This window comes from Paenibacillus camelliae, assembly GCF_023715345.1.
In the GTDB taxonomy this organism is placed as follows: Bacteria; Bacillota; Bacilli; order Paenibacillales; family Paenibacillaceae; genus Pristimantibacillus; species Pristimantibacillus camelliae.
The window spans coordinates 402,822-415,080 of record NZ_JAMBNY010000001.1 but is presented as its reverse complement, the minus strand read 5'-3'; the positions used below and the strand labels follow the sequence as shown (position 1 = coordinate 415,080).

General features: G+C 43.4%; 13 protein-coding genes, 1 pseudogene and 1 riboswitch. Of the genes and pseudogenes, 12 read left to right on the top strand and 2 right to left on the bottom strand.

Annotated elements, in window-relative coordinates:
- Positions 1 to 30: 30 nt before the first annotated feature.
- Positions 31 to 600 (bottom strand): TetR/AcrR family transcriptional regulator, encoded by a 570-nt coding sequence (locus tag M3180_RS01990; protein ID WP_251665547.1) that lies wholly within the window; start codon positions 598 to 600, stop codon positions 31 to 33.
- A gap of 144 nt (positions 601 to 744) precedes the next feature.
- Between M3180_RS01990 and M3180_RS01985 the strand changes: the two genes are divergently transcribed.
- On the top strand, positions 745 to 1,671 hold the full coding sequence (locus M3180_RS01985; protein WP_251665546.1) for a DsbA family protein: 927 nt from the start codon (positions 745 to 747) through the stop codon (positions 1,669 to 1,671).
- 263 nt (positions 1,672 to 1,934) lie between these two features.
- Here M3180_RS01985 and M3180_RS01980 read toward each other — a convergent pair whose 3' ends face one another.
- A complete protein-coding gene (locus M3180_RS01980) occupies positions 1,935 to 3,014 on the bottom strand; it encodes a TPR domain-containing glycosyltransferase (protein WP_285855552.1) in 1,080 nt (359 codons plus the stop codon).
- 197 nt (positions 3,015 to 3,211) lie between these two features.
- Positions 3,212 to 3,321: riboswitch (TPP riboswitch) on the top strand.
- Positions 3,322 to 3,569: 248 nt separating this feature from the next.
- Here M3180_RS01980 and M3180_RS01975 point away from each other — a divergent pair.
- The 11 genes and pseudogenes from M3180_RS01975 (at position 3,570) to coaD (ending at position 12,254) form a co-directional block, all read left to right on the top strand.
- Positions 3,570 to 4,598: an ABC transporter substrate-binding protein gene (locus M3180_RS01975; protein ID WP_251665544.1), complete on the top strand. Its 1,029-nt coding sequence runs from the start codon at positions 3,570 to 3,572 to the stop codon at positions 4,596 to 4,598.
- A gap of 59 nt (positions 4,599 to 4,657) precedes the next feature.
- Positions 4,658 to 4,957, top strand: a complete 300-nt coding sequence (locus M3180_RS01970) for an MTH1187 family thiamine-binding protein (protein ID WP_251665543.1) — start codon at positions 4,658 to 4,660, stop codon at positions 4,955 to 4,957.
- The gene (locus M3180_RS01965; protein ID WP_251665542.1) at positions 4,947 to 5,720 is read left to right on the top strand and encodes an ABC transporter permease; all 774 of its coding nucleotides are present in this window, start codon (positions 4,947 to 4,949) and stop codon (positions 5,718 to 5,720) included. The genes M3180_RS01970 and M3180_RS01965 overlap by 11 nt, the downstream gene beginning before the upstream one ends.
- The gene (locus M3180_RS01960; protein ID WP_251665541.1) at positions 5,720 to 6,478 is read left to right on the top strand and encodes an ABC transporter ATP-binding protein; all 759 of its coding nucleotides are present in this window, start codon (positions 5,720 to 5,722) and stop codon (positions 6,476 to 6,478) included. Before M3180_RS01965 ends, M3180_RS01960 begins: the two co-directional genes overlap by 1 nt.
- A gap of 332 nt (positions 6,479 to 6,810) precedes the next feature.
- Positions 6,811 to 7,606, top strand: a pseudogene (locus M3180_RS01955) (IS1595 family transposase); the annotation flags it as partial.
- Positions 7,607 to 7,687: 81 nt separating this feature from the next.
- The gene (locus M3180_RS01950; RefSeq protein ID WP_251665540.1) at positions 7,688 to 8,161 is read left to right on the top strand and encodes a hypothetical protein; all 474 of its coding nucleotides are present in this window, start codon (positions 7,688 to 7,690) and stop codon (positions 8,159 to 8,161) included.
- Between the two features lie 141 nt (positions 8,162 to 8,302).
- Positions 8,303 to 9,097, top strand: a complete 795-nt coding sequence (locus M3180_RS01945) for a TatD family hydrolase (protein ID WP_251665539.1) — start codon at positions 8,303 to 8,305, stop codon at positions 9,095 to 9,097.
- A gap of 209 nt (positions 9,098 to 9,306) precedes the next feature.
- Positions 9,307 to 10,074: a glucosaminidase domain-containing protein gene (locus M3180_RS01940; protein WP_251665538.1), complete on the top strand. Its 768-nt coding sequence runs from the start codon at positions 9,307 to 9,309 to the stop codon at positions 10,072 to 10,074.
- On the top strand, positions 10,049 to 10,849 hold the full coding sequence (locus M3180_RS01935) for a peptidoglycan recognition protein family protein (protein WP_251665537.1): 801 nt from the start codon (positions 10,049 to 10,051) through the stop codon (positions 10,847 to 10,849). Before M3180_RS01940 ends, M3180_RS01935 begins: the two co-directional genes overlap by 26 nt.
- Positions 10,850 to 11,123: 274 nt before the next feature.
- Complete coding sequence (rsmD, locus tag M3180_RS01930) at positions 11,124 to 11,702, top strand: 16S rRNA (guanine(966)-N(2))-methyltransferase RsmD (protein ID WP_251665536.1); 579 nt, start codon at positions 11,124 to 11,126, stop codon at positions 11,700 to 11,702.
- 33 nt (positions 11,703 to 11,735) lie between these two features.
- Positions 11,736 to 12,254 (top strand): pantetheine-phosphate adenylyltransferase, encoded by a 519-nt coding sequence (gene coaD / locus M3180_RS01925; RefSeq protein WP_251665535.1) that lies wholly within the window; start codon positions 11,736 to 11,738, stop codon positions 12,252 to 12,254.
- Positions 12,255 to 12,259 lie beyond the last annotated feature (5 nt).

Sequence of the window (12,259 nt, the reverse complement as noted above, 5' to 3'; positions counted from 1 at the left end):
TGGGTACCCATTTATACATTGGCACAATGGCTAGCTCTCAGAACCAGCATTAATTCCGGAAAGGATAAAAGGAATAGCAGACTTAATAAATTGCTCCGGAGAACGCTGCTCACTTTGGCGTCTCCATTCTACAGAGGCTCCGTACATTCCCCAGCTTAAAATGGCCGCAGTAATTTTAAGTGTGTCATCCTCTTCAATATGATTTTGTTTCCTTAGCATTTTATAAAATATAATTTCGAGCTGCTCCCTAATAATACGGGCAATGGTGTCCTCATAGCCTCGATGGCAGCGATTGGACAATGATTTTTGAAAATTCGTTATAGCGTTAAAGAGACTTATGAACGTTTCTTCTGATAGCTCGTCATTCTGATAGAGTTCATAATTCAAATTGACTAATAAAACCTCAGATAATACCTTCTCTAGTAAGTCGTAGATATCCTCAAAATGATAATAAAAAGTTGCGCGATTAATCATCGCTTCTGACGTAATATCCTTGATCGTAATATCTTTAAATTCCTTCTTCCCAGAAAGCTCGATGAAAGAATCCATAATTAATTTACGAGTCCGCAGTACGCGAGGATCGGTTTTCGTTGGCGTCATTCTATGATCCCTCCTACTTTTTAGACAAATACTTAGATGTGTTGTAAAAGCAACAGATTCAGAGAAATATTGGTGTTTATCAATACTATTATGGCTTAAACTACGATTGTAAAGCAAATCAACGGACGAAAAGAGGAATGGATTATGAGCAACAATCAAATGATGTGTGATCTAGCGACAGGTGTTTGTGGAGTAGCAGAAGAGGAAAAAATGGAGATTGTTGATTTCAATCAACCGAAAAAATCCATTGATGTATATTATGTAACCGATCCGATCTGCTCACATTGCTGGGCGATTGAACCTGTACTGAAAAAGTTTAAGGAGCAGTATGGACATTATTTTAACTTCCATGCCGTTATGGGTGGACTGCTAGAAAAATGGGGCGATGGACCAATTGATCCTGCCAATGGAATCTACAAGCCAGCAGATGTGGCCGGTCACTGGAGGGAAGTAGGACAATATTCTCGTATGCCTATTGACGGCTCACTGATGATCGACAACCCTGTTCAATCATCTTACCCGCCATCCCGCGTGTTTAAGGTCATTCAAAGTAAATATAGTGATGCGTTAGCGTATGAGTTCCTGCGTCGCACAAGAGAACAACTATTCGCATTTAACCAAAATATTTCAGATCAGTCTATATTGATCGATATTGTAAATAAGGTTGGGCTTGATGGTGAGGCGATTGTAAATGAAGCGGAACAACCTATCGGACAACAATTATTGAATGAGGACTTCACTCTAGCAGGACGATTAGGTGTTAGAGGATTCCCTACCATTGTTATGATCAATGAGGAAAACAAAGGTGTAAAAATTGGTGGTGGTCGACCGTTTGAGTATTATGTAGACGGATTAAAGCAGATTCTCGATGTGGAAGAACTGCAGCCGAAACAACAGCCTTCTCTATCAAGCTTACTAGAAAAAGAAAAGCTTTTATTCTCAAAAGAGATTGAAGTGATGTACGATGTTGAACAATCGGAAATTGATGCATTCATCGAAAAGGAGCTTTCTGAGGGGCATTATCAAGTGAAGGAAATTGTCGGAGAGCGCTATGTGACCATAAACAATTAACGATGCTGTGCTGTATGGTGTACTGCTCCAGCTCATAAAGCTAAGCAGCTCCTTTGAGCAGCGAAGGCGAACGAAGAAACTTAACTTGGCAAGCGAATAGCCCATGGATCGATTATTATGTGTACAATTTTCGATGTTTTCGAGCTTCCTGTTCCTTGCTGAATATTATTAATAGTGCATTTCATAGTGACAAGGTCACGACAAAAAAACGGCTGCATCTTGCAGCCGTTTTTGCGGCAATAGGCGTACACTTGAAGAAGCAGTTACAGAACGCCTTTCTTCTTGTAGTAGTTGTCGTTATAGACAATGCTCGGATGATTCGGGTTTAATGCTTTTGCCTGTTTGTGGTGTTCGACGGCTTGCTCGATATTTCCCATTCGATCATAGCAGACTGTCAGCTGCAAATGAGGCAGCCATGTCGCTGTAGCAGGATTATGAAAGCTCATATCTGTCATATACTTTGATGTTGAAAGTGCTTGGGTATACCAATAAGTGGCTTCAGGATACCGTTTTTCGTGTAAAAACAAGCTGCCAAGCTGATAGCAAAAATCAGGACGAGGTGGCGTGTATTCAAGCGTCTGCAGTAGGCTACGAATGGCAAGCTCCCTCTGTTTTAATTGGGCATAGCAGTGCGCTTTGCGAGAGCAGGCTGCAATATTATCCTCGACCCAGCCCTTTTTTCCTTCAAGAAACAGATCGTACCATTGAATGGCTTCTTCGTAACGGGCATGGTCGCGCAGCTCATTTGCAAAGTAAAATTGATCACGTGGCGTAAATTCTTCTCCTTGCTCCAATCGAGCTAAGTAAATATCGAGATTACGATTGGACGCATGACGTTCCTTCCGGTGCGTTACAGCAATCTCTGAGTGGAAGCTGGAGCCGTATACAGATAAATATTCATGTACTGGACCAATCCACTCAAAATTCATGGAGCGTTTAACGAGGCGATTGCGGCGATAGCTGTAGGTAGGTTTGCCATTCTCATCAAAGGCAAGATTGTACTTCATCGTAACGGTATCGTAGTTAAAAGGCTCGCGCTGCTTCAGCTCAAGTAAGCGGGCAAGATCCTCTGGCATCAGTACATCATCCGCATCAAGCCACATGATATAGTCACTGGTTGCTTGCTGAAAGCTGAAATTACGAGCAGCTGCAAAATGATTAATCCATTCAAAGTCGTACACTTTTGCACCAAGCGAGGCAGCAATCTCTTTCGTCCGATCTGTTGAGCCTGTATCCACAATGATGATCTCGTCAATAGCCTCCTTCACGCTATTGAGACAGCGAGCAATCACATCTTCTTCATTTTTCACGATCATACATAAACTAATCGTAATCAACAACATCACCCTTTATCAAAGTCTTGTATAGTCTTGTATAGTCTATTAGTCAACCATAAGAAAAGTGCTAGACACGTGGAATGAATGTGCCTGTATACCCCTATGTTTAGACGCAGCTTACAATGCCTAGACGTGTTCATCATGAGCAGGGCTATCCAAATGAATAACCGTTTGCTATAATAAACAATAGATTAACCAATTGAATACGACACTTCGGGAGCTAAGATGAACTTGGCTGAGAGGAGAACTGTTCTGTTCTCGACCGTACCTGATCTGGATAATTCCAGCGTAGGAAATGTGCCATAACATTAACCGGCCACGTTTCTATGCCCGGTTTTTTTGTGCTCTGCAGCAGAGCAGATACATATTCGGGCATCGAAAACGATCAATTAACCTGTATGAACGTTTGAACAGCGGGCAAGCTGTTTCATAGCAGGGTAATGACGTTGCTGCAAGGCATCCTTCCTCTACGCGAAGGGTGTCTTTTTAATACCTATGATGATCAGCGTGTCAAAATGGTCAATCTAAAAAGAAAAAGAAAAAGAGATGGAGAGAAAAGCTATGAAAATTCAAAGCACTAAATGGCTCGTTATGGTTGTGCTGCTAGCGATGCTTACAGCATGCGGTAATACGGGGAATGCAGGAAATGCGGAGAATGCAGCAAAGGGGAATGAAGCAGCCTCAGAGGAAAAGCTGCGCAAGGTACAGCTTATGCTGGATTATACGCCAAATACAAACCATACCGGACTGTATGCAGCTCGTGACCTAGGATACTTTGCAGAGCAGGGCTTAGAGGTGGAAATTATTGCTCCAGCAGATGGTGGAGCAGACGCACATGTTGCAGCGGGAAATGTAGAGTTTGGTGTAAGCTATCAGGAAAATGTGACGCTATCACGCATCGCTGGTTTACCAGTTGTGTCGCTTGCGGCCATTATTCAGCATAACACCTCAGGCTTTGCATCGCCTAAGGATAAAGGCATTGTAACACCGAAGGAATTTGAAGGGATGCGCTATGGCGGATGGGGCTCTCCGATTGAGCAAGCCACAATCGAGTCCTTAATGCTTGCAGCAGATGCTGATTATAGCAAAATGGATATTGTGAATATGGGCAATAGTGATTTCTTTGCAGCGGTTGAGCGAGATATAGATTTTGCTTGGATCTTCTACGCTTGGACAGGGATTGAAGCAGAGCTGCGAGGGGTAGATCTTAATATGATCTATATGAAGGATTATAATGAAAATTTAGATTACTATACGCCAGTGCTTGTAACGGGTGAAGCGATGATTAAGGAAGACCCTGAGCTCGTTCGTAGCTTTGTCGCAGCAGTAGCAAAGGGATATCAGTACAGCATCGAGCACCCAGAGGAGGCGGCAGATGTATTGATTGCAGCAGAACCAGATCTTAATGCAGAGCTTGTTAAAGCAAGTCAGCAATGGCTAAGCCCACGCTATCAGGATGATGCACCACGCTGGGGTGAGCAGAAGCTGTCCGTATGGCAAGGGTATGCTGACTGGATGTACAGCAATGGCTTGCTAGAGGGTGAGCTTGAAGCTGAAGCGGCATTTACTAATGAGTTTTTACCAGAATAAGTGAAACACGCCAAAGGCGAATTGTTAATAAGTAAACTAAAAAGAGGAGTGAAGGCTAAGTGGCTAATGCATTATTGAGCATTCAAATGATACCAAAAACGAATAACGGGGAAAGTGTCATACCTTATGTTGATCAAGCAATCGCGATCATTAAGGAATCAGGGGTACCGTATCGTGTAGCTCCGCTGGAAACAACAATGGAAGGCAATCTGGATGAGCTGCTGCGCATCGTTCAACGAATGCATGAAGCGATGACTGAGGCAGGATGTCCAGGAGCATTATCTCAAATCAAAATTTCCTACAACCCACAAGGTGCATCGATGGATAAGCTGCTGGAGAAATACCCGGATGGACAGTAGAAAGCGTCTATGGAGCAGCATATGGCCGCCAGCGCTAATGCTGCTTCTCATATTCATCGTATGGGAGCTTATCGTTCGCTATGAGCTGGTATATAGCTGGTTAATTCCGTCTCCCATAGGCGTAGGTCAAGAGATGATCAACAGCTGGTCAAGACTGATGGAGCATTGGCTGGCTACGATGCAGCTCACGCTGCTAGGCTTTGTTGGCGGTGCGCTAAGCGGTATTGCACTTGCTATGCTATTGCACTTTATTCCGATTATAAGACGTGCCATGTACCCTGTACTCATATTGTCGCAAAATATTCCCGTTATCGTCATTGCGCCAATATTAACGATGCTGCTAGGCTTCGGAATGCTGCCAAAGGTGCTGCTGATCGTGCTTGTTTGCTTTTTCCCAATCTGTATCGCTATGCTGGGCGGGCTTGCGCAGATTGATTATAGTTTGAATAACTATATGCGGATGATCGGGAGCAACAAATGGCAAACCTTCATTCATCTGGAGCTGCCAAGCGCGCTAAGCAATGTATTCAGCGGCTTAAAAATAGCCGCATCTTATAGTGTATTAAGTGCAGTTGTAGCAGAATGGCTGTCTCCTAAGGTTGGACTAGGAGGGTTTATGATCTTGTCTTCTCGTGGCTACATGCCGGAACGCGTATTCGCTACCGTGCTCCTGATCGTGATGACGAGCTTATTATTGTTCTGGCTTGTTACGCTGCTGGAGAGGCTTTGCATACGCTGGCGACCTCGGAAGGAGGCGAGCTAATGCTTGAGCTAAAAGGGGTAAGCAAGTCATTTGTAACAAATGGTGAGCGGCATGAGGTGCTGCGCAACATTAATCTCTCCGTTAAAGATGGAGAGTTTGTATCGATGATTGGTCCATCTGGCAGTGGGAAAACGACATTATTTCAATTAATAGGCGGATTAAATGAGCTGGATACAGGTGAGATCTGGCTTGAAGGCAATAATATTACGGGTGAGCGAGGACATATTGCCTATATGCCTCAGCAAGCGTCTCTGCTGCCATGGTATTCAGTAAAACGCAATATTGCATTAGCTTTGCAAATAGCAGGAGCGGGTAAAAAGGAGGCTCAGCAGCAGGCCGAGCAATGGCTCGAGCGTGTAGGACTAGCTGAGTACAGTGATGAGTATCCATATAAGCTGTCAGGCGGTATGAGTCAGCGTGTATCGTTTCTGCGTGCGCTGCTGTCACCGCAAAAGCTAATGCTGTTAGATGAGCCGTTTGGAGCGCTCGATGCGCTAACAAGGCTGCATATGCAGCAATGGCTGCTGTCAATCTGGGAGCAGAACCGTCGCTCCGTTCTACTTGTTACCCATAGCATAGACGAAGCACTTATGCTGTCCGATCGAATCGTCGTACTATCGAGTCATCCTGCTACGGTCGTTCAAGAGGTGTCGGTTCCGTTCGACCGTCCTAGAAGCGGAGAGCTTTGGAGTACGGCTGAATTTAACGAATTAAAGCAGCTTATATATGGGTTGTTGCAGGCCCAAGGTGCAGGCTAAGCCTGCACCTTTTTTAGTCCTACTTTGATCACGAAGTTAAACTGTTAGCTTATTCGACATCGAATCTTGAATTCAGCCAGTGACTTCGGTTGCTCACGTACCAACTACAAGTGGATGCTTCCGTAGTCGTTTTCTGCGAAAACGTTTAGCTGCGTTCCTCATACCCTAGCGTTATCCAACTACAGCGTTTTGAAGAAACGCACATCGTAAGCATAAACCTTGGTGCTGAAAGTAGTACTTATTGAAGCATAATTATAACCTTTTGATGATTACGAATAAATGTTCTATTACAAGTGTAATATCACAACCAAGGGAGTTGCGGTTCCTGTACAGCGATTGATGAAATACAAGAGCAGAAGCATAAAGATGGACTTGTTTGCCCGAATTGCAAAAATCATTCTGTCGTGCGTTATGGAAAGTACGCTGCAGACCTCATGTTTGGGTTCGCTTTATTGAATGCATAATTGAGGGCTTTGCTTTTCTCTGAGAAAATGTGCAGAGCAGTTAAACGGTGAAGTCACGCATGTCACCTTGTTTTACTGGCGGCATAAGATTCTCTCTGCTCTAAAACAGATTCCAACCGAAGCATTTCAAGATATTGTTGAGATGGATGAGACTTACTTTCTGTACTCGGAAAAAGGCAAACGAAATATCACCCCCAACGCAAGCCTCGTGAACATGGCGGCAAAGCTATATATCGTGGTATTAGCCACGATCAAGTTTACATACTGGTTGCTCATGACCGTCAGAAAATTCTTACTCTGGCATACTTGGGCGTGGACGCATTCGGACTACAAAATTGGATGAAGCGATTAGTGGTCATCTATCTGACTCAAACATGCTATGCATTGATTCGTGGAGGGCATTCAGTTCCTATGCGAATTCAAAAAGCTTTGCTCATTAATGTTTCAAGTTTCGACGGTAAACAACGTGCGAAAGGCATGTACCATATCCAAACGTAAAGTACTGCCACAGCCGCTTAAAAAAATGGAATGGATGGACCGCTTTAATAGTGTTGCAACCAAATATTTGCAACATTATTTGGCTTGGTTTCGTTATATAGACACAAGGAATATGAGAATACCTCAAGGAATAAGAAAAATATGTTGGTCAAATCGTGCCTGTTTATTCATGTAAGTTAACTCAGTATAAATTTACAAATATATTATTTGGAGATGAATTGAACTTGTAATTAGGAAGGATGACAATATGAGTAAGAAAAGTTATCTTGTTTTGATAGTAGGCGTTGTACTGGGGTTAATTGTTGGATGCGGTAATGCCAAGCAGGAGTATGTACTACAAGCTCCCTCCAGCCCGGTAATACAAGATAGCGGAATAGAGACATCATCAATTAAAGTTGGTAATATTGAAACAAATGACGGCAAGAACCTAAAAATAACAATGGATGGCGGAACAAAAAACAATTTCGGAGAATTGTCATTTCGTAAAGGTGAGACGTTCAAAATTTCTGTGGTAAGTGAAAATGACGGTGAACTTGAGATTGGTATATTGTCTATAGATACCGAAGAAGTATTCAGCGACATCGTGAAGAGCAGAGAAGATGAGGTCATTATTAAAGTCCCAGAATACGGGAAATACCGCATTTATATCAGCAATAAAGATGAGCAATCTGTCACTTTCGATATGAAGCTTAGCAAAGCCATTGAAGGACCAATAGTTTAGACAGTTGGTGGATTAATGGTCTTAGCGATTAAGCTATCGGGAACGATAGCTTAAAAAACCGCCTTTTCACTAAGGAGGTTTTCTAATCATCAAATATCAACATTAGAATTTAACATAGCCTATATAATAAGGAGGTTTGCAATGAACTACGCAGATACCCATATTCATTTGGAGCAATATCATTATGACCAGATTGAAAAGCTTATGGCAGAAGCAAAAGCAGCGAATGTAAAGTATATTGTGGCTGTATCCATGGATTTACCTTCTTCGCAAGCGACCTATGCACTTGCACAGCGTTATCGCTCAACGATAATGCCTGCTTATGGATTTCACCCTGAACAACCACTGCCTCGCGCAGAAGAGTTAGAGCTGCTAATGCAATGGATAAGAGTACGAGCTGCTTACAAAGAACGTTTTGCTATCGGGGAAGTCGGTCTGCCTTATTATCGTGGACTGGAGCTTTTGGAGCAAGGTGAGCAGCTAGATAAGCAACCATATATCGAGCTGTTAGAACGGTTTATTCTACTGGCCAAGGAGCTTGATCGACCAATCGTGCTGCATGCGGTATATGAGGATGCTGCAGTGGTATGTGATTTGTTGCAGAAGCATCAGATGAAACGAGCGCATTTTCACTGGTTTAAGGGAGATGCAGCAACGATAGATCGTATGATTGAACAAGGCTACTTTATTTCTATCACGCCAGACGTCTGTTACGAGCAGGAAATACAAGCGCTCGTTAAACGCTATCCGCTAGAACTGCTCATGGTCGAAACAGATGGACCGTGGCCATTTGAAGGCGAATTTCATGGGAGAGAGACAGAATCCGCGATGGTGGTTAGAGTCGTTGAAGCGATTGCAGACATCGTTGGAAGAGATGTCGAGGAAGTAGCAGCTCAGCTGTATCATAATAGCAACCAGTTTTATCGTTTTGAATAGGGAAGGGAAACAATACCCTCTCCCTCTAAGACATATAGGTATATGTACCACTGTCAAGGAGCTTGTAAGCTAACGCTTATAGGCTCCTTACTGCTTTTTTAGGCGAATATCAGTGCTCTTGAGGTATTCGCCGTTGCCATTCTGGAACTAGAAGCATAAATAGTAGAGATGCTAGATTTTGAAAAAATACAAGCAAAGGAGAGAAGAGCATGGCCACATTAACAAGGCAGCAATTTTTTGAAACGATTGCACCGATTATTGTGTTTATTCGTCAGCAAGGCTCTCCAATTCTACCATCTGTACGATTAGCACAAAGCTTGCTAGAAACCGGCGGTGCCATTCATGCCTGGAACAACTTAGGAGGGATTAAGGTTGGAAGCGGGCGAGTGACCCCTTATTGGCGAGGAGAAACGGTCACTAAAGGGACATGGGAATACCGTGGGGGACAGGAAGTTCGTGAAAGCTCAGCATTTCGTGCATACCGCACACTGTATCATTACTACAAGGATCAGGATGAATTGTTTCTAGGAAGCCGCTACAGTAGAGTCAGAACGGCTACTACACCATATGAGCAGGCCAATGAAATGCAACGGGCTGGCTATGCAACGGACCCGAACTATGCGTCTAAGATTATGTCGTTAATACGGCAATATCAGTTAGAAAAATACGATGCGGTTACACCTTTTGTTATGCCTGAAGTATTTAAAGATGCCCAAATCGTGCCGATTTACGTTGAGAAGCAATTTTTTGGAGCTGCTTATTATGAACGAGGTACCAATTATGTACCAGTACGTAAGCTGGCAGAGCATTTCGGTGCAAGGGTTATATGGAGTAATGGCGAGGTATACGTTAACGGCACACTCTTGGAGACTCGACTCGTTGCGGCGACTAGCTATGTACAAGTGAGAGAGCTCGCAAACCTCATTAACTTGACGTTAGAGTGGGATTCCAATGCTAAAGTTCTATTTGTCCATTAATTATGTCGACTTCAAGAACTGGGAAGAGGAGGAAGGCGAAGAGATGAGTGTGAACTATCGAGTAGAGCATATACCGAGATCAACACCGTATAACCGCAGGCCAGGCACGCGAATGGACGCAAGCACGATAACGATTCATAACACAGGTAATGCATCTAGTACTGCAAGCAATGAACGAGCATGGCTAACGAATAGCCTGAATACGAATACGGCATCGTTTCATATCGTTATTGACGATAAAGAAGCGATTGAGGTAATTCCGTTAGATGAAGTAGCTTGGCATGCTGGAGATGGAAGTCGCAGCTCAAGCGGCAATCGTACCTCGATTGGAATTGAAATATGCGAAAGCGGAAATTATGGGCGCACACTGCAGAATGCTGCTCAGCTCGTAGCCGAAATGCTACTGGAACGTAAATGGGGCACAGATCGACTAAGAAGGCATTATGATTGGAGCGGAAAGAATTGTCCTAGAATTATGAATACAGATGGTAAATGGACCGGCTGGAAAAATTTTGTGGATAGTGTGGCAGCCAAGCTGCAACAGCTAAAAGAAAACAATGATGGAGAAGCTGGCAATGACGATGTACGTTCAGGTGGACAGAATCCAGACAATGAGAATGGAGGCGTTACAATGTCAGTGGAGGATGCGAACAAGATTATACGTTTCTTAAGTGCGGCATATATGGCTTCTCCGAATAGAGAAGCTCGTCAGGAATTTAACAGACTAGCAAATGAGCTGCGTAAAGCAAGCGGTCAAGAGCCTGTTACTGACTAGACCCTCAAAAAAATAGCGAGGCCCTATCGCTAGGGCCTCTATCCAAAAAAATGGGAGAGGAGAAACCGGATGAAGAGCTTATGGGGAAACGTAAGTCCTCTACACGGTTTTCTACGGCATCAAAGATACCGATGAGCATATTGTGGACCGAATGAACATCATTTATACATATTCCCAATAAAATTTTAATTTTAGCTAATATGAAAAGCGAATCTTTCATCGTTAAACGTAGTATGGTACGATACAATTGACGAGCATTGAAGGGGGACAAACTGTGAGAGTAATAGCTGGAAAAGCTAAGGGGAGACCCTTAAAAGCTGTTCCTGGACAAAGCACAAGACCCACTACAGATAAAGTGAAGGAAGCGATATTTAGTATGATTGGCCCCTTTTTCGATGGAGGCTTAGTACTGGATTTGTTTGCTGGCACTGGGGGGTTAGGGATAGAGGCATGGAGCCGTGGTGCGGATAAAGTGATTAGTATTGACAAGGAGAAAATTAGCATCGATATTATTCGCAGTAATGTGCAGGCAGCTGGTGCACAGGCTGATTTTGAAATTTATCGCAATGATTCGGCTAGAGCATTAAAGGTGCTTCATAAAAAGCAGCTAGCCTTCGACATCATCTTTTTAGATCCGCCATATCGAATGAATGATATGGATCAATGGCTGCATACTATGCAGGAGCTTAATCTAATAGCGACTCATGCTGTCATTGTAATCGAGCACGATTCCAAAGTACAATATGATGAAGTAATTGGAAATTTGAAGCAACAGCGCCATTCACAATACGGAGAAGCAGCTGTTACGATATATCGACATCAGCCAGAGCAGCTTGAGCATGCAAGCTTGTAGGCAGATCAGGCTTACCGAGTCAGGAGAGAGAATATGATCAATAGTACACACGGCCAGGAACGAATTGCAGTATATCCGGGTAGCTTTGACCCTGTTACATATGGACATCTAGATATCATTCATCGAGCGGCAAGGCAGTATGACCGTATAATTGTTGCTGTGCTTAACAATACAAGTAAAAATCCGATGTTTTCGGTAGAAGAGCGTAAGGAGCTACTGCGCGAGGTAACGAAAGATATGCCTAACGTAGAGATTGATAGCTTCCGTGACTTGCTCGTTAGGTTTATGCGCATGAAAAATGCGAGTGTCATTATCCGTGGCATCCGTTCTGTAACTGACTTTGAATATGAGCTGCAGCTTGCATCCACGAATCAAATGCTGGATGATGGCATCGATACCGTTTTTATGATGACCCACCCGAAGTATTCGTATCTCAGCTCCAGCATCGTTAAAGAGATAGCGAACTTTCAAGGTGAAGTTTCCAAGATGGTTCCGCCTGAGGTAGAGCAACGATTACGTGAAAAATGTGGTCCAATGCGACCACTTCGATAAAGCTA